Source organism: Streptomyces sp. NPDC055099 (assembly GCF_053607685.1).
The window spans coordinates 534,407-553,660 of sequence record NZ_JBSGUA010000003.1 but is presented as its reverse complement, the minus strand read 5'-3'; the positions used below and the strand labels follow the sequence as shown (position 1 = coordinate 553,660).

Here is a 19,254-nt window from a genome sequence, read left to right as displayed (position 1 = left end):
CGGTCCATTCTAAACCGCCAGGTCTGTATGTAATCAATACGTCAGTCGCATATGCTTTTGAGATCGTTCACGCAAGAGTGCGTCCCGCGCCGCGACCGCCCCTTGGGTCTCGGCGAGCACCACGCGTCACACGATGGTGAGCCCGCCGTCCACCGGCATGGTCATGCCCGTGACGAACGAGGCGCGGTCGCTGAGAAGCCACGCGGCCGCCTCGGCCACTTCCTCGGGCTCCGCGGTGCGCGGCTGCGGGGTCGCCTGGTGCAGCGCCTCCTCGATGCCGGGGTTCGCGGCGAACCACTCCCCCACGACCTCGGTCCGCGTCGTGCCCGGGGCCAGCGCGTTCACCCTGATCCCCTGCGCCGCGTACTCCGCGGCCGCGGCCTTGGTGAGCCCGAGGACCGCGTGCTTCGCGGCCACGTAGGGCGCGGCCACCGGGGTGGCGAGAAGACCGCCCACACTGCTGGTGTTCACGATCGCGCCGCCCCCGGAAGCGAGCATCGAGGTGATCTCGGCACGCAGGCAGTTCCACACCCCGCGTACGTTGACGTCCATGATCTGGTCGTAGAGACCGTCGTCCATGAGGTGCAGCGGGGTACGCCCGGTGCCCCAGCCCGCGTTGTTGAAGGCGGCGTCCAGCTTTCCGAAGCGGTCCACCGCGTGGGCCACCGCCGCCGCCGTGTCCGCGGGACGCGTCACGTCCGTCACCACGTACTCCGCCTCGTGCCCCGCGTCGCGCAGTTGGGCCACGAGCTGCTTGAGCCGGTCCTCCCTGCGTGCCGCGAGGACGACCTTGGCGCCCTCGCGGGCGAAGACGCGGGCCGCGGCCTCTCCGATCCCGCTGCTCGCCCCCGTGATCAGTGCCACCCGGCCGTCGAGCAGTGCCCCGTGCGTGTTCATCGACTTCTCCCCCATGACGTTCCTCTCCCCTGTCACGTACTTTTCCCCTGTCACATCAACTGTTGGCTGCCGCAAGGCGGTTCAGGACCACACGGTCCCGGCCGCGGCCTCGGCGTCGACCGTGCGCAGCAGGTCCTCGTCGATCTCCCCGAGTGACCCGACCACGTGCCGCACGCCGGCCCGGCGCATCAACTCGCCCTGGTGGCCGTGCTCGAAGCCGCTCGGGTGACCGATGAACGGCACACCGAGATCCTTGGCCACCTCGGCGACCCGCGCCACGTCGTCGATGAAGACCACCTGGGCCGGTGCGAGCCCGAAGACGTCGCGGACGATCTCCTGGACGCCGGGCCTGAAGTCGTTGGTGCACACGTAGTGGGGCTCGTCGAAGAGCGGGGCCAGTGTGCCGAGGTGGCGGTCGAAGTGGGTCTTCTCCAGACCGCCGTAGCAGATCGTCCGCAGGCCCAAGGAGCGCAGCCGGCGCAGGAGTTCGGCCGCTCCGTCGTGGACGCGGATCGGGTCCTTGGCGAGGTACTCCTCGCGCTCGGCGAAGTAGAGGTCCCGGACCTCCTCCGCGGTTTCCGTCATCCCCGCCGCCGCCCCGAGGGCCTTGCAGGCGGTCAACTGGGTCTGGGAGAAGATCTCGCGCTCGGTCGCGGCGTCGTAGCTGCCGCCGCGGCTGGTGATGAAGTGGTGGATCACGGGGCTGAAGGTGTCGTTGAGGAGCACGCCGTCGATGTTCACGGCGGCGAGCCGTATCTGTTCCAAGTGCTGCACGAGGTCTCCCCGTTGAGTGGCGTGGCGCGGTGTGGCGCGATGTGGCCCGGCGTTAAAGAGAAGGAAACAAAACCGCGTGGACCGGATGTTCTGCGTCAGGAACATACCGGAAACAGCACGGGCACAGCCCTGTGCGAGCAAGATCCTCATGGATGTACGCAACACCGATCGGCCGGTGCCGAGCCGCCAACACCCATCCCACCTGCGGAAACACAGGATCTTCAGATGCTGGATCAGTCAACGACCCACAGAGCGCCGAAAAGTTGCTCGTGAATCTTGTTGTAAACCAAACCACGAAGTACGTATCTTTTTCCCAGCCAAGCACGCCTCGGTCTGTCGACATCTCTATGGGGGAAGCCATGCTGCAGACGCTGGAGTCAACGGAGTCGGTCCGCACCACGGACACGCACCACTCGGCCGCGAGACGCACGGTGGGGAGCATCGAAGCCACGCTGACCAGGACCGTCCCGCGAGAGTTCGTGCACCGGGCCGCGGTGGCCGAGGTATTCCTCACCGGCATACGCCAGCTGAGCGACGAGCAGTTCACCGTGACCGCCCAGTGGCCCCGCGGCCACAGCTTCTACGGCTCCGTGCACGGCAGGTACGACCCCCTGCTGATCGCCGAGACCATACGCCAGGTCGGTGCGCTCCTGTCCCACACGGTCTTCGACGTGGCGCTCACCCACAAGTTCCTGCTGTGGGACCTGAACTACACCGCGCTTCCCGAAGGCCTGGTCATGGACTCCGCTCCGGCCGACCTCGAACTCTCCGTGACCTGCACCGAGATCCGCCGCCGCGGCAACCGCCTTGCCGGTCTGCGGTACGAGGCCACCATCCGGCACGCCGAGCGCATCATCGCCACGGGCGGGGCCAGCTTCACCACCACCTCACCGGAGGCGTACCGCCGCCTGCGTGCCGCACGCCTGGAGAGCTCGACCGGGCCCGTGATCCCCGGCGCGTCCGTGTTGCCCCAACTGGTCGCCCGTACCTCGCCGTTCGACGTGGTCCTCGCCCCCACCGAGCAGGCCGGGCGCTGGCAGCTTCGGGTCAACGCGACCCATCCGGTGCTCTTCGACCACTACGTGGACCACGTACCCGGCATGGTCCTCCTGGAGGCGGCGCGCCAGGCGGCGCACGCCATCGGGTCGCAGGACCGCCCGGTCCTCCCCGTCACCCTTGACAGCACCTTCCACCGGTACGCGGAGTTCGACACCCCGTGCTGGGTGGACGCCGAGATCGTCGACACCGACGCCACCTCGCCCGACGCCTGCACGGTCCGCGTCACCGGCCGGCAGGACGGCGAGACCGTCTTCACCACCACCGTGGGCCTGACGGCGCTGAACCCGACCCCCATGGTCTAGCTCCACCCGCGCATGGCCCCCGGCGCCGGGAGGCCGTTCGGGTGCGGCAGGCAGCGGCCGCCCCACTCGAACGGCCGTATCGCGCTCAACGCGATCACCCCGGTATCCCGGCAAGTTCGGGTCATGTTCACGCACACCTCATTGACGCTTCTCTCCCACCTCCTTAGCTTCATGGCGCACCTGTCGTCACGTCAGCTTCGGCTTCAGCCAAGGGGAGGGGTCTGGTGTGCGCCCACGCAGCTCGCGTACCTCGCGTATCTCACGTATCTGGGGTGCGGCCGCCGTACTCGCGGTGATCAGCGGCGCCGTCCCCGTGGCGACGGCGCAGGCCGCTCCGCACAGACCCGGGCCGCTCCCTCTGGAGCGGCTCTTCGACAACCGGGCGATCAGCGATGACGCGCGGCCCGGCGACGCGGACTTCGACGGCTCGGGCGGTTCGTTCTCGGCGCGGGATCTCGACGCGGCGGGCTGGACCCCGGGCCGTTCGCTCGCCGTGGACGGGGCTCGGCTCACCCTGCCCCGCACGGCCGCCGGCGAGAAGGACAACGTCCGCGCCGACGGGCAGTCCGTGCGGGTGCGCGGGCGCGGGGACGCACTGGCGTTCCTGGTCGCGGGCACGGGCGGCGAGGCGAGCGGCACGGGGACGGTGCGCTACCGGGACGGTTCGAAGGGGACGTACCGCCTGACGGCGCCGGACTGGCGCTCGGGCCCGCTTGCCACCAAGGCGGTCGCGCTCCCGCACCTGAACACCCCGGGCGGCCAACTCGCCGAGAAGACACGGCTGTACGTGGTGACCGTGCCGGTGGCGCGTGGGCGCGAGGTCACCTCGGTGACTCTGCCCAAGGACCCGGGCGCCCCGGATCTGCACGTCTTCGCGCTCTCCGTGCGGCAGCCGGCCAAGGGGTGGACCGGCAGCTGGTCGACGTCGACGGCCGGTTACACGGCGGTGGGCCCGTGGACCGACCGGACCGTGCGGCTGGTCGTCCACACCAGTGCGGGTGGGCCGCGGGTGCGGATCAGGCTCGACAACACCTTCGCCTCCGCCCCGGTGCGGATCGGGAGCGCGACGGTGGCGGTGCAGGAGTCCGGGGCGGGGGCGCGGGGCGAACCCCAGGCGCTCTCCTTCCGCGGCAAGACGGGCACCGAAGTCCCGGCGGGCGCGCAGGCGTTCAGCGACCCGCTCGACTTCGACGTGCCCGAGGACACGAATCTCCTGGTCAGTTTCCACCTCCCCGAGACGGTGACGACCGCCCCCGTGCACAGCCAGGCCATCCAGCGCTCGTACGTGAGCAGCCCCGGCGACCACGCGGCCGAAGGCTCCCCGGCGGCGTACACGTCGACGATCACCACCTGGCCGCTGCTCACGGGGGTCGACGTGGGCGGCGGTCCCGGGTCGGTGGTGCTGCTCGGCGACTCCATCACGGACGGCGTGAAGTCGACGCAGGACGCGAACCGCCGCTGGCCCAACGTCCTCGCCACGCGGCTGCTCCAGCAGGACGACGTCCCGCGCTTCGGTGTCCTGAACCAGGGGATCTCGGCGAACCGCGTCGTCGCGGACCGCTACCCCGGCGACGGTGTCTCCACCGACACGGGCGGCGTCAGCGCGCTGCACCGCCTGGACCGTGATGTGTTCGCCCAGACGTCGGCCCGTACGGTCGTCGTCTTCCAGGGCATCAATGACGTGCGGTGGGGCGCGTCGGCGGACCAGGTGATCGCCGGTATGCGGGAGATCTCCGAGCGGGCCCACGCGCGGGGGCTGCGCGTGGTGGCAGCGACCATCGCGCCCTGCCAGGGCGAGTCCCTGTGCACGGCGGCGGCGGACGCGGAACGGGTCAAGGTCAACGACTACCTGCGCGGCGGCGACGGCTTCGACGCCGTCCTGGACTTCGACGCGGTGCTGCGGGACCCGGCGAACCCGGCGCGGATGCTGCCCGCGTACGACAGCGGAGACCATCTGCATCCCGGGGACGCGGGGCTCGCCGCGATCGCGGAGTCGGTGGATCTGCGGCTGCTCGAGCCGTAGGGAGCAGGCGGGGGTGCCGACCGGAGGTCTTTCACCCCGGCCGGCGCCCCTGGGTCACACGTCCAGGTCCACCACGACCGGCGCGTGGTCCGAGGCGCCCTTGCCCTTGCGCTCCTCGCGGTCCACGTACGAGTCCGAGACGGCCTTCGCGAACGCCTCGTTCCCGTACACCAGGTCGATGCGCATGCCCTTGTTCTTGGGGAAGCCGAGCTGGCGGTAGTCCCAGTACGTGAACGGGTGGTCGTACTTCAGGGGTCGCGGCACGATGTCCGAGAGGCCCGCTTCCCGCAGCGCCGCGAGTGCCGCGCGCTCGGCGGGGGTCACATGCGTGGCGCCCTCGAACAGGGAGGGGTCCCACACGTCCGCGTCGGTCGGCGCCACATTGAAGTCCCCGAGGACCGCGAAGGGCCGGGCGCCCGCCGCGTCGGCGGCGACCGCGGTCTTCAGCGCCTCGAACCACCGCAGCTTGTACGCGAAGTGCGCGTGGTCCACCTCGCGGCCGTTGGGCACGTACACCGACCAGACGCGGGCGGGGCCGCAGGTGGCGGAGATGGCGCGCGGCTCCTGGACCCCGTCGTAGTCGGGGCCGCCGGGCAGGCCGGTCGTCACGTCCTCGAGGCCCACGCGGGAGACCAGCGCGACGCCGTTCCACCGTCCTGTCGCGTTCACCGCCGACTCGTACCCGAGCTCGCGGAGCTCGGCGGCGGGGAACTGCTCCGCGGTCGTCTTGGTCTCCTGGATGCACAGCACATCCGTACCGCTGCTCTCCAGCCAGGCGAGGAGCCTGGGCAGCCGAGCGGTGATCGAGTTCACGTTCCAGGTGGCAATGCGCATGCTTCCCAACCTACCGAACGCCACTGACAGTGCCGGGCCCGCCGGTCACAGCTCGGCGGACTCCCCCGGGGTGAGCCGCAGGTGCTCGGCGCCGCCGAGGGACCCGATCTGCGAGTCGTAGATCGGCCGGGCCAGGTCCGTGAGCAGGGCGTCGTGGACGTCGTAGGCGCGCTGCGGCTTGACCTCGCGCACGTAGTCGATGACCTCGGAGATCTTGCTCCAGGGTGCCATCACCGGCAGCATCAGCGTGTCCACGGGCTGCGCGGGGACGGTCAGGGCGTCGCCCGGGTGGAACACCGAACCGTCCACCAGATATCCGACGTTGGTGATCCGCGGGATGTCCGGGTGAATCACGGCGTGCAGCTCCCCGTGCACCTGTACGTCGAACCCGGCGGCCTCGAAGGTGTCGCCGTGCCCGACGGTGTGCACCCGCCCCGGGAAGGCCGCCGAGATCTTGTCGGCGACGGAGCGCAGGGTCCAGATCTCGGCCGCGGGGTTGGCCTCGAGACCGGCCCGCAACCGCTCCTCGCTGAAGTGGTCGGGGTGCTCGTGCGTGACCAGGATCGCGTCGGCGCCGAGCGCCGCGTCCTGTTCGCTGAAGCCGCCCGGGTCGATGACCAGACTCCGGCCGTCCCGCTCCAGTCGGACGCAGGCGTGTGTCTTCTTCGTGAGCTTGATGCGCTTCGCGGCAGTCGTCATCCCCCCATCCTGCTACGCCTCACTCCTGGGGCGTGGTTTCCTCGCGGATCACGGCCTGGGCGACCTTGAAGGCGGAGTTCGCCGCGGGGACACCGCAGTAGACGGCCGCCTGCAGAAGGACTTCCTTGATCTCCTGCGGGGTGAGGCCGTTGCGCAGGGCGGCGCGGGTGTGGAAGGCCAACTCGTCCAGATGGCCGCCCGCGACGAGCGCGGTCAGGGTGACGCAGCTGCGGGAGCGCCGGTCCAGGCCGGGGCGGTTCCAGACCTCGCCCCACGCGTAGCGCGTGATGAGCTCCTGGAAGTCCGTGGAGAAGTCGTCGGCCGCGGCGAGCGCGCGGTCGACGTGCGCGTCACCGAGCACCTCGCGGCGGACCTTGATCCCCGCTTCGTAGAGGTCGGGGCGGCCGTCGCCCACGGCCTCAGGCTGCTCCATGGGCCCGATCTCGGCCACGGGGAAGACGGGCGGCGGCGGGGCGAGCACCGGCTTGACCGGCGTCGCGCTGATCGCCGCGTGCGTCCCGGTGGCGTCGGGCGCGAGCTGCCAGGCGGTGGAGAAGTGCCGTACGAGAAGGTCGGTGACGGCGGCGGGCTGCTCGACCGGGGCGAGGTGCGAGGCCCCCGGCACCACGGCGAGACGGGAGTCGGGGATGCCGGCGACGAGGGTACGGGCCTCGCCCTGTCCGGTGACCTGGTCCTCGGACCCGACGAGCACGAGGGTGGGCACCCCTATCCGGCCCAGCTCGGCGCGTACGTCGAAGGCTGCGAGGGCTTCGCACGCGGCGATGTAGCAGCCCGGGTCGGTCGTCCGCACCATCTGTACGGCCCAGTCGGTGATGGCGGGCTGCGCGGCGGCGAAGCCGGGCGTGAACCAGCGGTCGGGGGACGTGCGCGCGATGGGGTCCAGGCCGTTGCTCCGCACGATCACCCCGCGCTGGCGGAACTCGTCGGCGCTGCCGAAGCGGGGCGAGGCGGAGATCAGCGCCAGGGAGGCGACGCGCTGCGGGTGCCGCAGGGCGAGCTCGGCCCCTATCGCGCCGCCGAAGGCGCAGCCCGCGTACCCGAAGCGCTGCACGCCGACCTCGTCGAGCGTGACGAGAAGCCGCTGCACGAGGTCGCCGACGGAGCCGCAGGGGTGCGCGGGCGCACCCCCGTGTCCGGGCATGTCGAAGCGGAACACACGCCACTGCTTGACCAGCTCGGGCACCTGCCGGTCCCACATGTGCCAGGTGGTGCCGAGCGAGGGGCCGAGGATCAGCACGGGGGCGTCTTCGGGGCCGTCGAAGCGGTACTGGAGGGCAGGGGTAGTCGTCTCGCTCACCGCTCTACGCTAACGGGCGGAGCTGACGCGTGAGTAAGAGGGTGCACAAGCTCTCGCAGGGACGGCTGTTCCCGTCAGGGGATTGGGCGCGACAAATGCGAGCAGATACTCCTGAACTGCCCGCCCCCGAAAGGAACCAGCAATGAGTGAGGCCCCGCCCTACATCGACGCCGACGCGATGACCCGGTACGTCCCGATGTCCGCGGCGATCGAGGCCGTGGAAGCAGTGCTCAAGGCGGGCCTGAACCCGGAGGCGGAGCCGCCGCGCGGTGTGGTGGACGTACCCGGCGGCCAGCTGCTTCTGATGCCGTCCGCCACGAGGGCGTACACCGGCGTGAAGATCGCCACCGTCACCCCGGAGAACACGGCCCGCGATCTCCCCCGCGTCCAGGGCCTGTACCTCCTCCTGGACGGCACGGTCCACACCCCCCTGGCGCTTCTCGACGGCATCGCGCTGACCTCCCTGCGGACCCCCGCGGTGTCGGGCGCCGCGATCAAGCACCTGGCGGCCCCGGACGCGCGCCGCCTCCTGGTCTTCGGCACCGGCCCGCAGGCCTGGGGCCATGTGGAGGCGGTCCGCGCGGTACGCCCGACGCTGACCCACGTGGACGTGGTGGCGCGCAACCCCGGGCGCGTGGCGGCCTTCGTCGACCGCTGCCGCGAGGCGGGCCTGTCGGCGGCGCCCGCGACTCCGGCGGACGTCGCGACCGCCGACGTGGTCTGCTGCTGCACGACGTCCCGCGAACCGCTCTTCGACAGCACCCTGCTCCCGCCCCACGCGACGGTCGCCGCTGTCGGCTCCCACGAACCGGACGCCCGCGAGGTCGACGAGAAACTGCTGCGCCGCGGCCTGGTGGTGGCGGAATCACACGAGGTCGCCCTGCGGGAATGCGGCGACATCGTCCTCGCGACGGCCACGGGCGCCTTCGACGTGAAGAACCTGCGAACGCTGGACGAACTGGTACGTGGCGAGGTGCAGATCCCCGGGGAACGCCCGCGGCTGTTCAAGTCCGCGGGGATGGCCTGGGAGGACTTGGCGGTGGCGGCGGCTGTGCATGAGGGCGTCGGGGCCCGCTAGAGGCTCACACCACCCTCACCGCATGCCGCACCACCGCGTCGAACAAGTAGCCCTGCGTGTTGTGTGTCGTCGTTTTCGGCTGGGTGTGGCCCGTGGTGTCCGTGGCGCGGGCCAGGAGTGTGGTCGGGCCCGGGGTTCTGGGGTGCCAGGGGGTGGTCCAGCGGGTCCAAGTGGCGCGGTGAGGGGTGTCCTTGAGGTGGGCCGGGTGCCAGGTGCGGCCCTCGTCCGTGCTGACGTCCACGCGGGAGATCGCGCCCGTCGCCGACCATGAGCGGCCGGTGAGGTGGTGGGTCGTGGACGCCGGGAGGCTTGCGTTCCAGGGGAGTTCGAAGGCGGACTTCAGGGTTTGGTGGGTGAGGGGGGCGCTGCCTTCCGGGGGGTACGCCTCGCCGAACAGGCGGTAGAACTGGGTGTTCCAGGGCGAGTAGAGGGGGGCGGCCGAGACCTCGATGTCGCCCACCCATTTGATCGACGCGATGCCCACCCACCCGGGGACCAGGACCCTCACCGGGTAGCCGTGGTCCGCGGGGAGCGGGGCGCCGTTCATCTCGTACGCCAGGAGCACGTCGTCCAGCGCCTTGGCGAGCGGCAGCGGGCGGCGCACCCGGCCCAGGTTCGTGCCGTCGTCCGTGACGTACTCCGCGTCCAGGCCGCTGGGCATGACGTCCACCGCGTGGCGGGAGACGCCTGCCCGGCGCAGGACCTCGGAGAGGCGCACGCCGCGCCAGCGCGCGTTGCCGATCGCGCCCAGGGTCCAGGCCGTGCCGGAGGCCGGTTGTCCCTGCTGGGTGGTGAAGAAGCTTCTGCCGTTGCCCGCGCATTCGACGAAGGCGGTGCGTGTCGTCGACGGGAGGCGCTTGAGGTCCGCGAGGGTGAACTCTCTGGTCCTGCCGTCTCGAAGGCCGTCGCCCCAGACGCGCAGGCTCCACGTCTTCGCGTCCAGGCGTGGCGTCGCCGTGTGGTTGCGCACGAAGAAGTGCGACGCGGGGGTGTGGAAGCCTGTCTCCGCCAGCGCCTCGAACTTCGTCTCCGCGTTCGTGCCGCGGATCGTGAAGCGGTCCGCGGGGAGCGGTTTCACGATGCCGGCCGCGGCAGCGGCCCCTGCCGCCTGAGCGCGAGGTGCGTCCAGCGCCACCGGCAGCGTCGCCGCGGCCCCCGCCGCCGCGAGCAGCCGCAGCATGTCCCTGCGTGCCACCCCGTCCGCGCGCGCCTCCCCTGCGAGCCACTGGGCGCGCCGGCGTCTGTCGTACTCCTCTTCGGGTGCCCCTGCGGACGTCTCTCTGGAGATCATGGGCGCCATCGTACGAGCCGCCCGTCGGTCAACTCACCGATGAAACACGCCAGTTACGGGGTTGTCGTAGACACTACATAGACCATCGGGTGTTCCGCGTTGACGCGGTTCACCACCACGTCCAGGGTCGGCACCGGGTCCTTCTGCACATGGGTCAGGCCCAGCCAGGGGCCCGGGTCCGTGAACTCCCAGCCGACCACCTTGCGGTCGCGCTTGCTGATGGTGATGTCGTTCTTCTCCAGCGCCTCGGTGCTCGTGCCGATCTGCTTGAGGAACTTGTCCAGGCCCTCGTTGCTCGTCAGGAACTGGGCGTACAGGCGGCTGGTGCGCCAGTTGTTCGTCTCGTAGTAGGCGACTTCCCTGGAGTAGTACGGGATCGGCACGTCGTACAGACGGCGCTGCACCTTGGAGGGCCAGCCCGCGGTGAGGCCGGTCGCGGAGTACTTGGCCTCCTTGTCGCGGCCGCTGTTGCGGCTCTGGTTCGCGGAGATCACCAGATAGCCGGCCGGCACACCGATCAGGAGCACGATGATCGTGGCCGTCAGCCAGCGGCGGCGGAGCATGTGGCGGCGGCCCTCGCGGGGGCGGCCACCCTCGTCGGCGGTGTCCGGGGAGTCCGCGGAGTCCGGGGACGAGGGCTGGCGGGGGACGGTCATCTGTCTACTGGGTTCCCTGAGAGGTGCGGTCGTTGGTGCGGCGCGCTTCCACGTACCGCTCGTACCGTTCGTGTCGCTCCACCCGGCGGCGGTTGGCGCGGCGGAAGCGGCGGGCCACCAGACGGGCGAGGTCGGCCGCGCCCACCATGCCCGCCTCGGGGCCGAGCTGGGCGCGGGCGATGCGGGCCTCGGGGCGGTAGCCGCGGCCGGTCAGCTGGCGGCGGAAGGCGTCGCGGGCCGGGCCGATCAGGAGGTCGTCGGCGGCCGACACGCCGCCGCCGATCACGAAGCAGGACGGGTCGAGCGCCGCCGCGAGGTTCGCGATGCCGACGCCCAGCCACTGGCCGATGTCCTGGAGGAGTTCGACGCACATCGCGTCACCGTCGCGGGCCAGCTCCGTGATCAGGGGGCCCGTGATGTCGGGGATGTTGCCCTTGACCCGCTCGATGATCCCGTACGCGACCGGGGAGTCGGCGGCTGCGAGCTCGCGGGCCTCCCTGACCAGCGCGTTGCCGGAGCTGTACTGCTCCCAGCAGCCGCGGTTGCCGCACGGGCAGCGGTGGCCGCCGGGGACGACCTGCATATGGCCGAACTCCCCCGCCACGCCGAACTTGCCGCGCTTGACCTGGCCGTCCTCCAGGATCGCGCCGCCGATGCCGGTGCCGAGCGTGATCATGACCAGGTGGTCCTCGCCGCGGGCCGCGCCGAAGCGCCACTCCGCCCAGGCGGCGGTGTTCGCGTCGTTGTCGACGAGCACGGGCACGGCGAGGCGGCCGGAGATGCGGTCACGCAGGGGTTCGTTGCGCCAGGACAGGTGCGGGGCGAACAGGACGCGGTTGCGGTCCGCGTCGACCCAGCCCGCCGCGCCGATGCCCACCGCGTGCACGTCGTGCCGGTCGGAGAGGTCCAGGACCAGCTCGACGATGGTGTCCTCGACGACCTTGGGGCTCTTGGACTTGTCCGGGGTCTCCGTGCGGAGCGTCTCCAGGATGTTGCCGTCGGCGTCGACGACGCCCGCCATCACCTTCGTGCCGCCGATGTCGATGCCGACGGTGGGCACACGGGGCGCCGTCAGATGTGATCGGCGCTCACGCGTGCCCACGGTCCGCAGGACGGTGGCTCGGGCGGAGCCGCGGTGCGCGAGATCGCGGTAGGTGCTCATTGCGGCGATTCTGCCTCACACTCGCGGGGGCGCGCACAACGGGGATACGGGGCTCGGCCCCGTCAGGGGCGCGGGGAACTGCACGCTCAGCCCGCGAAAAAGCCGCAGTCGCGTCTGCCGGGTGACCGAGCAGACGCGACCGCGGCTCTTCTGTGGTTGCTCGCGCAGTTCCCCGCGCCCCTGAAGGGCGCCCTGCTCAGCGCTTCTCCAGTTCGTGGCGGAGGTCGTCCAGTTCGGAGCCGCCCGCCATCTGGCGCGTCAGTTCGTCGAGGGTGACCTCGTCTCGCGCGTAGCTGCCGAACATCGTGCCGCGCTTGAGGAGGACGAAGCGGTTGCCGACCAGGTAGGCGTGGTGCGGGTTGTGGGTGATCAAGACCACTCCGAGGCCCGCGTCCCGCGCGGCGGCGACGTACTTCAGGACGACGCCCGACTGCTTGACGCCGAGCGCGGCGGTGGGCTCGTCCAGGACGAGGACCTTCGCGCCGAAGTACACCGCGCGCGCGATCGCCACGCACTGGCGCTCGCCGCCCGACAGGGTGCCGATGGGCTGGTCGACGTCGCGCAGGTCGATGCCCATGCGAAGCAGCTCCGCGCGGGTCGTCTCGCGCATGAGGTCGACGTCGAGGCGCTTGAAGGGGCCCGCGCCCTTCGTCGGCTCGGAGCCGAGGAAGAAGTTGCGCCAGACCGGCATCAGCGGGACCACGGCGAGGTCCTGGTAGACCGTCGCGATCCCGTGGTTCAGGGCGTCGCGGGGCGTGCCGAGCTTCGCGTCCTCGCCCTCGATCCGGAAGGACCCGGCGTCGTGCTGGTGCAGCCCCGCGATGATCTTGATGAGGGTGGACTTGCCCGCGCCGTTGTCGCCGAGGACGCAGGAGATCTCGCCCGCGTGGACCTCCAGGGAGACGCCTTCGAGGGCACGGATGTTGCCGTAGTACTTACTGACGTCGTCGAGCTCGACGAGCGGGGTGCGGCCGGGCTCCGGCACGGCGTCGGTGACTGCGGTCGATTCGGTGCTCACTTCGTCGCCTCCGCGCGCTTGCGGACCCAGTGGTTGAGCAGGGTCGCCAGGAGCAGCATCACTCCGAGGAAGAACTTGAACCAGTCCGGGTTCCACTCGGCGAACACGATGCCCTTGCTGACCATGCCGAAGATGAGGGCGCCCACGGCCGCGCCGACCGCGGAGCCGTAGCCGCCCGTGATCAGACAGCCGCCGATGACGGCCGCGATGATGTAGATCAGTTCGTTGCCGACGCCCTCGCCGGACTGGACGACGTCGTACGAGAAGAGCAGGTGCTGGCCCGAGATCCAGGCGCCGAAGGCGACGCCCATGTAGAGGCCGATCTTCGTCGCGGCGACCGGGACACCGACCGCGCGGGCCGCGTCCTCGCCGCCGCCGACGGCGAAGATCCAGTTGCCGACGCGGGTGCGGAGCAGGACCCAGGTGGCGACCGCGATCAGGCCGAGCCACCACAGGATCGTGATCTTGAAGTCGACGCCGCCGATGGTGATCGTCGAGGCGAAGACGTCCTTGGCGGAGGTGAAGCCCTCCATGTCGGCGATCGACTTCGTGGAGACCGTGCCGCTGATCAGCTTGGTGAAGCCGAGGTTCATGCCGGTCAGCATCAGGAACGTACCGAGCGTGATGATGAAGCTCGGCGGGTCGGTGCGCGTCAGCATCACGCCGTTGAAGACGCCGATCGCGAGGGTGACGACCAGCGAGACGAGCACGCCGACCCAGACGTTCGCCGTCATCTGGTAGCTGAACATCGACGAGATGAGCGCCGAGGTCGTCACCATGACGCCGGCCGACAGGTCGAACTCGCCGCCGATCATCAGGAGCGCCACCGGCACCGCCATGATGCCGAGGGTCGATGCCGCATACAGCACCGTGGCGAGGCTGGTGGCCTGCAGGAAGCTGTCGGCGGCGACCGCGAAGAAGACGAAGACGGCGATGGCGCCGACGACGGAGCCGAGCTCGGGGCGGCCCATCAGCTTCTTCAGCGGCGAGGCCTTCAGGAGGCGCTCGTCCGTCTTGGTGTCCGGGGAGCCCGGGGATGGCGCGGGCGCCGGGGCAGTGGCTGTCATCGCGTCCCTCGCTTCGCGTATTCCTCCAGCTTGGCGGCCTGGCTCTTGGTGACGATCTGCGGTCCGGTGAGGACCGGCTTGCCGCCGCCGAGCACGTCGTCGTTGTACTTGTAGAGCCAGAGCAGGTCCACGGCCTCGTAGCCCTGGAGGTAGGGCTGCTGGTCGACGGCGAAGCCGAGCGTGCCGTCCTTCAGGCCCGCGGCGACCTTCTCGTTCAGGTCGAAGGTGTCGACCTCGGCCTTGCTGCCCGCGCTGTCGGCGGCCTTCACGGCGGTGTCCGCGAAGGGCGCGCCGAGCGTGACGACCGAGTCGACGGACTTGTCGGACTGGAGCCTGGCCTCGATGGAGGACTGCACGTCGGGCATGTTCGTGCCGGTCACGTACAGGTTCTGCATCTTGCCGTCGAAGGTCTTCTTGGCGCCCTCGCAGCGCTGCTCGTGGCCGACGTTGCCCTGCTCGTGCAGGATGCAGAGCGCCTTCTTCTTGCCGCGCTTGTTGAGCTCCTCGCCGACGGCCTCGCCCGCGATCGTCTCGTCCTGGCCGATGTGGGTGAGCGCGCCGAACTCCTTGGACTCCGCGGAGCCGGAGTTCACGGTGATCACCGGAATGCCGGCCTTCTTCGCGCGGGCCAGGGCGCCCTTCATCGCGGCGGGCTTGGCCAGGCTGACGATGATGCCGTCGACCTTCTTGTCGATGTACGAGTCCACCAGCTGGGCCTGCTGCTGGGCCTCGGCGTTGTGGGAGTAGAGGAACTTGATGTTGTCCTTGCGGGCCGCCTCTTCGGCACCCTCCTGGACGATGTCCCAGAACGTGTCACCGTCACCCGAGTGGGTCACCATGCCGAACGTCCACTCCGGCGTGCTCACCGCGGCCTTGCCGCGTGCCGATGCCGCCTTGCGCGCGTCCTCGGCCCGCTTGCCACCGGTGCTGCTGCACCCCGCGAGGGATACCCCGAGCACCGCGACCAGCACGGCGCCCACCGCACGTACCCCTGTCTGAACCCTTGCCACGACGCCGTGCCCTTCTAGCTCTGCTCCTCGGTGAGGCCGGTCCGGATCCCCGGCCCCAGCCGCCCAAGTATCGACCACGCGGATCACGCATGTGTTCATCGGGTGCCGCGGGCGGTGTACTTCTCCAGCTTCGGTACGTCCTTCTCGGTGACGATCGCCGGTCCGGTGAGGACGGGCTTGCCACCGCCCAGGACGTTCGCGTTGGTCTTGTAGAGCCACAGCTCGTCGATGGCGAGGTAGCCCTGGAGGTAGGGCTGCTGGTCGACGGCGAAGCCGACCTCCTTGGCCTTGAGGCGCTTGACGACCTCGGCGTTCAGGTCGAAGGTGGCGACCTCGGCCTTGCTGCCGGAGTCCTCCTTGGCCTTCACGGAGAGGGCGGCGATCGGCGCGCCGAGCGTGACCACCGCGTCGATGTCCTTGGTCGCCTGGAGTTTCGCACTGATGGAGGACTGGGCGTTGGGCGCGTTGGTGCCCTCGACGTTCAGGTTCTCGACCGACCCCTTGAGGGTCTTCTTCACGCCCGCGCAGCGCTGCTCCAGGGAGACGTTGCCCTGTTCGTGGATGACGCAGAGCACCTTCTTCTTGCCGCGCTTGCTGAGCTCGTCGCCCACGGCCTCGCCCGCCACGGACTCGTCCTGGCCGATGTGGCTCAGGGCGCCGAAGTCGGCGGAGAACTCGCCGCCGGAGTTGATGGTGACGACCGGTATCCCGGCGTCCGCGGCCTTGCCGAGGACCGCCTTCATCGCCTCGGGCTTGGCCAGCGTGACGACGATGCCGTCGACCTTCTTGTCGATCGCCGACTGGACGAGCTCGGCCTGTCCCTTGGCCTCCTTGTCGTTGGAGTAGAGGAACTCGACGTTGTCCTTGCGGGCCGCCTGCTTGGCGCCGCTCTGGACGATGTCCCAGAAGGTGTCGCCCTCGCCTGAGTGCGTGATCATCGCGATCTTGAGGCGGGGCGTGTTCACACCCTTGCCGCCTCCCTCGCCGTCGCCCGACTTGTCCTCGTCTTCCTTGCCGCCGGAGCCGCTGCACCCGGCCGCGAGCGCGATCACCGCCGCGAGAGCTGCTGCCGTGCGTGCTGTACGCCTGGTGGGACTACGCATGGTGGGACCACCTCTTCTCCCGGCCGCCCGAGTGCGGCTGGTGGGAGTTCTAGCGGCGGGCGCGCGGCAGCGTCAATGGATTTGTCAGAACATTCTTACGACCGTTGGCCAGTTGGTATCTGGAGAGCCGGAACCAGCAGAAGGGGCGGCCCCGTCTGACGGGGCCGCCCCAACGGCGGTTGCGTGACCGGTGAGGTCAGTGCTTGCCGATGTCCTTCGTCTTCTCCTTGGCCTGACGGGCGTCGCCCTTCATCTGCTCGGCCCGGCCTTCGGCGGTGAGCCGTTCGTTGCCCACGGCGCGTCCGGCGGCTTTCTTGGCGGCACCGGTGGCCTGCTCGGTCTTCGCCTTGGCCTTCTCGTTGGCGGTCATGGCCGCTCACGCTCCTTGGCATCGACTTCGTGTTCTGCACTCCGGTTGACCGGCGAGCCGCCCGGCAAACATCCGCACGGCGCGGCTTCTTTCGTTCGGAAATGAGTGTGTGTGGGTGGGAGACGGTGGGGTACACGGCCGTCGCCGAAGGAAGTTTCGAACTGAACAAGGAGCGGAACGCATGATCACCGCGGCGCAGGAGCAGACGCAGGAGCCGGTCACCAAGGCCGGGGATGACCTCGTTGAACGCGCGTACACGGACCCCTCCTCCATCGCGCCGAGGGACGCGCGGGAGGTCGGCAAGCGTTTCTTCGACCGCCTCACGCAGCTCGAGGAGGGCACGCACGAGTACCAGTACGTGCGCAACGTCCTGATCGAGATGAACCTCTCCCTCGTGCACTACGCGGCCTCCCGGTTCAAGCACCGCGGGCAGCAGGAGATGGAAGACATCATCCAGGTCGGCACCATCGGCCTGATCAAGGCGATCGACCGCTTCGAGCTGACCCGCGAAGTCGAGTTCACCTCCTTCGCCGTCCCCTACATCACCGGGGAGATCAAGCGGTTCTTCCGCGACACCTCCTGGGCCGTGCACGTGCCGCGCCGCCTTCAGGAGGCCCGCCTCGAACTGTCCAAGGCCACCGAGGAGTTGCGCACCCGCCTGGGCCGCCTGCCCACCACGGTCGAGCTGGCGGAACTGATGCAGCTCAAGCCCTCCGAGGTCGCCGAGGCGCAGAAGGCCTCCAACGGCTACAACGCCGTCTCCCTGAACGCCGCGGTCAGCGGCGCCGACGACGAGTCCGACACGATGCTCGCCGACTTCATCGGCGTCGACGAGCGGTCCTTCGAGCTCGTCGAGAACTTCCATTCGCTGGCTCCGCTGATCGCCGACCTGGACGAGCGGGACCGCACGCTCATCCATCTGCGCTTCGTCGAGGAGCGGACCCAGCAGCAGATCGCCGACGAGCTCGGCTACTCGCAGATGCATGTCTCCCGGCTGATCACCCGCGTCGTGGGCAAGCTGCGCGCCGGGCTGATGGCCAACGACTGATCCCTCGTTCCGGCCGTCCGGGCAGTGGCGGGTGTAGCGGCGTCCGTCCGGGGCACCAGATGGACATAAGCCCGTACAGAACGCAAACCTGTACAGAACGCACGAGACAGGAGGCACTCCGTTGACTTCCGAGGCCACCCCCAAGTACACCGTCCCTGGCATCACGGTGCGGGAGGCCGGCACGGTCATCGAGCTGCTGCAGCAGCGCCTGCACGCGCTCAACGATCTCCACCTCACGTTGAAGCACGTGCACTGGAACGTGGTCGGCCCGCACTTCATCGCCGTGCACCAGATGCTCGACCCGCAGGTCGACCGGGTCCGTGACCTGGCCGACGACGCGGCCGAGCGCCTCGCCGCCCTGGGCGGCGTCGCGCACGGCACTCCCGGCGCCCTGGTCAAGGAGCGCACGTGGGAGGACTACAGCGTGGGCCGCGCCGATGCCATCGCCCACCTCGGCGCCCTGGACCTCGTCTACACCGGCGTCATCCAGGACGTACGCGCGGCCATCAAGAAGGTCGGCGAGATCGACCCCGCCACCGAGGACCTGCTGATCGAGCAGCTGCGTGCCCTCGAGCAGTTCCAGTGGTTCGTCCGGGCCCACCTGGAAACGGCGGGCGGCACCCTCACCACGGCCGGCGCAACCACCGAGACCGAGGCAGCCGAGAAGTCCTCCGGCGCGTGACCTCCCTTGCGGCGGGGCCGCGGTGTTCATGCACCGCGGCCCCGCCGACGCATGTCCGGCCGGTCTGCCCCTACGGGCGTACGAGGAGCTGGAACTCGAAGGAGTAGCGCGAGGCCCGGTAGATGTGCGAGCCGAACTCGACCGCACGGCCGGTGTCGTCGAAGGTCGTGCGCTGCATCGTGAGCAGCGGGGCTCCCGCGGGTTCGCTGAGCTGCTCGCCCTCGTCGGCGGTGGCGGCGCGGGCCCCCACGGACTGGCGCGCGCTGTGCAGGGTGATGCCTGCGGCCCGCATCAGGCGGTAGAGGCCGGTCGCCTCCAGGTGCGCGGTGTCCAGCGCGAGGAGACCGGAGGGGATGTGGTTGCGCAGGCACGCCATGGGCTCGCCGTGCGCCAGACGGAGCCGCTCGACGAGGTGGACGTCGTCGCCCTCCGCGATGCCGAGCCTGGCCGCGACCTCGGCGGACGCGGGCTCGACGGTGTTGCGCAGGACGCGGGTCTCGGGTCGCTGGCCCGCCGCCTCCAGGTCGTCGTAGAGGCTGCTGAGCTCCAGCGGGCGCTTGACCTGGCTGTGCACCACTTGGGTGCCCACGCCCCTGCGGCGCACGAGCAGCCCTTTGTCGACGAGGGACTGGATGGCCTGACGGACGGTCGGCCGGGAGAGCCCGAGGCGTCCGGCCAGCTCTATCTCGTTGCCGAGCAGGGTGCCCGGGGTCAGGGCGCCGCGCTCGATCGCCGCCTCCAGCTGCTGGGAGAGCTGGAAGTACAGCGGGACCGGGCTGCTGCGGTCGACGCCGAGCTGGAGCGAGACGGTCGGGTCCACGGCTGGTTTGTCGGCAGATTTGGGCACGTGGCGAGCGTAGTCG

General features: G+C 70.1%; 19 protein-coding genes. 5 read left to right on the top strand and 14 right to left on the bottom strand.

The genetic code is table 11. The annotated features are described in order from the left end of the window. Positions 1–126 precede the first annotated feature (126 nt). Both ACWFRU_RS10430 and ACWFRU_RS10425 read right to left on the bottom strand, forming a co-directional pair. Positions 127–897: an SDR family NAD(P)-dependent oxidoreductase gene (locus ACWFRU_RS10430; protein WP_453685692.1), complete on the bottom strand. Its 771-nt coding sequence runs from the start codon at positions 895–897 to the stop codon at positions 127–129. Positions 898–978: 81 nt separating this feature from the next. Next, positions 979–1,671, bottom strand: coding sequence for an HAD family phosphatase (locus ACWFRU_RS10425; RefSeq protein ID WP_453685691.1), 693 nt, complete (start codon positions 1,669–1,671; stop codon positions 979–981). 359 nt (positions 1,672–2,030) lie between these two features. Here ACWFRU_RS10425 and ACWFRU_RS10420 point away from each other — a divergent pair, with 359 nt between their 5' ends. Together ACWFRU_RS10420 and ACWFRU_RS10415 are read left to right on the top strand one after the other, a co-directional pair. Continuing rightward, positions 2,031–3,032, top strand: a complete 1,002-nt coding sequence (locus tag ACWFRU_RS10420; RefSeq protein WP_453685690.1) for a ScbA/BarX family gamma-butyrolactone biosynthesis protein — start codon at positions 2,031–2,033, stop codon at positions 3,030–3,032. Positions 3,033–3,258: 226 nt separating this feature from the next. After that, positions 3,259–5,055 carry an SGNH/GDSL hydrolase family protein gene (locus ACWFRU_RS10415; protein WP_453685689.1) on the top strand — a complete coding sequence of 599 codons (1,797 nt, stop codon included), beginning with the start codon at positions 3,259–3,261 and terminating at the stop codon, positions 5,053–5,055. 54 nt (positions 5,056–5,109) lie between these two features. Here ACWFRU_RS10415 and ACWFRU_RS10410 read toward each other — a convergent pair whose 3' ends face one another. Genes ACWFRU_RS10410 through pcaDC form a run of 3 tightly spaced genes read right to left on the bottom strand, consistent with a single transcriptional unit; the run spans position 5,110 to position 7,906 of the window. Next, positions 5,110–5,889 carry an exodeoxyribonuclease III gene (locus ACWFRU_RS10410; RefSeq protein WP_453685688.1) on the bottom strand — a complete coding sequence of 260 codons (780 nt, stop codon included), beginning with the start codon at positions 5,887–5,889 and terminating at the stop codon, positions 5,110–5,112. A 45-nt stretch (positions 5,890–5,934) separates the two neighbouring features. Next, the gene (locus tag ACWFRU_RS10405) at positions 5,935–6,567 is read right to left on the bottom strand and encodes an MBL fold metallo-hydrolase (protein ID WP_453685885.1); all 633 of its coding nucleotides are present in this window, start codon (positions 6,565–6,567) and stop codon (positions 5,935–5,937) included. A 40-nt stretch (positions 6,568–6,607) separates the two neighbouring features. Next, positions 6,608–7,906, bottom strand: a complete 1,299-nt coding sequence (gene pcaDC, locus ACWFRU_RS10400) for a bifunctional 3-oxoadipate enol-lactonase/4-carboxymuconolactone decarboxylase PcaDC (RefSeq protein WP_453685687.1) — start codon at positions 7,904–7,906, stop codon at positions 6,608–6,610. A 142-nt stretch (positions 7,907–8,048) separates the two neighbouring features. On the opposite strand from pcaDC, the gene ACWFRU_RS10395 reads away from it, so the two are divergent. Continuing rightward, a complete protein-coding gene (locus ACWFRU_RS10395) occupies positions 8,049–8,984 on the top strand; it encodes an ornithine cyclodeaminase family protein (protein WP_453685686.1) in 936 nt (311 codons plus the stop codon). 4 nt (positions 8,985–8,988) lie between these two features. Here ACWFRU_RS10395 and ACWFRU_RS10390 read toward each other — a convergent pair whose 3' ends face one another. From ACWFRU_RS10390 to ACWFRU_RS10355, 8 genes are all read right to left on the bottom strand, one after another. Continuing rightward, complete coding sequence (locus tag ACWFRU_RS10390) at positions 8,989–10,275, bottom strand: sulfite oxidase (protein WP_453685685.1); 1,287 nt, start codon at positions 10,273–10,275, stop codon at positions 8,989–8,991. Positions 10,276–10,328: 53 nt separating this feature from the next. Then, positions 10,329–10,931, bottom strand: a complete 603-nt coding sequence (locus ACWFRU_RS10385) for a sugar kinase (protein ID WP_453685684.1) — start codon at positions 10,929–10,931, stop codon at positions 10,329–10,331. 4 nt (positions 10,932–10,935) lie between these two features. Next, the gene (locus ACWFRU_RS10380; RefSeq protein WP_160508012.1) at positions 10,936–12,093 is read right to left on the bottom strand and encodes an ROK family glucokinase; all 1,158 of its coding nucleotides are present in this window, start codon (positions 12,091–12,093) and stop codon (positions 10,936–10,938) included. A gap of 196 nt (positions 12,094–12,289) precedes the next feature. After that, a complete protein-coding gene (locus ACWFRU_RS10375) occupies positions 12,290–13,111 on the bottom strand; it encodes an ATP-binding cassette domain-containing protein (protein ID WP_453685683.1) in 822 nt (273 codons plus the stop codon). Next, on the bottom strand, positions 13,108–14,178 hold the full coding sequence (locus ACWFRU_RS10370; protein WP_453685682.1) for an ABC transporter permease: 1,071 nt from the start codon (positions 14,176–14,178) through the stop codon (positions 13,108–13,110). Before ACWFRU_RS10370 ends, ACWFRU_RS10375 begins: the two co-directional genes overlap by 4 nt. Then, positions 14,175–15,188, bottom strand: a complete 1,014-nt coding sequence (locus ACWFRU_RS10365) for a sugar ABC transporter substrate-binding protein (protein ID WP_453685681.1) — start codon at positions 15,186–15,188, stop codon at positions 14,175–14,177. The genes ACWFRU_RS10370 and ACWFRU_RS10365 overlap by 4 nt, the downstream gene beginning before the upstream one ends. A gap of 95 nt (positions 15,189–15,283) precedes the next feature. Then, positions 15,284–16,291, bottom strand: a complete 1,008-nt coding sequence (locus ACWFRU_RS10360) for a sugar ABC transporter substrate-binding protein (protein ID WP_453685680.1) — start codon at positions 16,289–16,291, stop codon at positions 15,284–15,286. 196 nt (positions 16,292–16,487) lie between these two features. Next, positions 16,488–16,661, bottom strand: coding sequence for a CsbD family protein (locus ACWFRU_RS10355; protein WP_453685679.1), 174 nt, complete (start codon positions 16,659–16,661; stop codon positions 16,488–16,490). Between the two features lie 181 nt (positions 16,662–16,842). On the opposite strand from ACWFRU_RS10355, the gene ACWFRU_RS10350 reads away from it, so the two are divergent. After that, the gene (locus ACWFRU_RS10350) at positions 16,843–17,709 is read left to right on the top strand and encodes a SigB/SigF/SigG family RNA polymerase sigma factor (RefSeq protein WP_453685678.1); all 867 of its coding nucleotides are present in this window, start codon (positions 16,843–16,845) and stop codon (positions 17,707–17,709) included. Positions 17,710–17,830: 121 nt separating this feature from the next. Continuing rightward, positions 17,831–18,391: a DNA starvation/stationary phase protection protein Dps gene (dps, locus tag ACWFRU_RS10345; RefSeq protein WP_453685677.1), complete on the top strand. Its 561-nt coding sequence runs from the start codon at positions 17,831–17,833 to the stop codon at positions 18,389–18,391. Positions 18,392–18,461: 70 nt separating this feature from the next. Here dps and ACWFRU_RS10340 read toward each other — a convergent pair whose 3' ends face one another. Then, complete coding sequence (locus ACWFRU_RS10340) at positions 18,462–19,211, bottom strand: GntR family transcriptional regulator (RefSeq protein ID WP_453685884.1); 750 nt, start codon at positions 19,209–19,211, stop codon at positions 18,462–18,464. Positions 19,212–19,254: the final 43 nt, after the last annotated feature.

Excerpts from the sequence above, each read along its gene's own strand:
- ACWFRU_RS10370 (WP_453685682.1), bottom strand. The coding sequence starts at position 14,178 with ATGACAGCCACTGCCCCGGCGCCCGCGCCATCCCCGGGCTCCCCGGAC.
- ACWFRU_RS10355 (WP_453685679.1), bottom strand. The coding sequence starts at position 16,661 with ATGACCGCCAACGAGAAGGCCAAGGCGAAGACCGAGCAGGCCACCGGT.
- ACWFRU_RS10430 (WP_453685692.1), bottom strand. The coding sequence starts at position 897 with ATGAACACGCACGGGGCACTGCTCGACGGCCGGGTGGCACTGATCACG.
- ACWFRU_RS10395 (WP_453685686.1), top strand. The coding sequence starts at position 8,049 with ATGAGTGAGGCCCCGCCCTACATCGACGCCGACGCGATGACCCGGTAC.
- ACWFRU_RS10390 (WP_453685685.1), bottom strand. The coding sequence starts at position 10,275 with ATGATCTCCAGAGAGACGTCCGCAGGGGCACCCGAAGAGGAGTACGAC.
- ACWFRU_RS10410 (WP_453685688.1), bottom strand. The coding sequence starts at position 5,889 with ATGCGCATTGCCACCTGGAACGTGAACTCGATCACCGCTCGGCTGCCC.
- ACWFRU_RS10420 (WP_453685690.1), top strand. The coding sequence starts at position 2,031 with ATGCTGCAGACGCTGGAGTCAACGGAGTCGGTCCGCACCACGGACACG.
- ACWFRU_RS10385 (WP_453685684.1), bottom strand. The coding sequence starts at position 10,931 with ATGACCGTCCCCCGCCAGCCCTCGTCCCCGGACTCCGCGGACTCCCCG.
- ACWFRU_RS10360 (WP_453685680.1), bottom strand. The coding sequence starts at position 16,291 with ATGCGTAGTCCCACCAGGCGTACAGCACGCACGGCAGCAGCTCTCGCG.
- ACWFRU_RS10350 (WP_453685678.1), top strand. The coding sequence starts at position 16,843 with ATGATCACCGCGGCGCAGGAGCAGACGCAGGAGCCGGTCACCAAGGCC.
- ACWFRU_RS10380 (WP_160508012.1), bottom strand. The coding sequence starts at position 12,093 with ATGAGCACCTACCGCGATCTCGCGCACCGCGGCTCCGCCCGAGCCACC.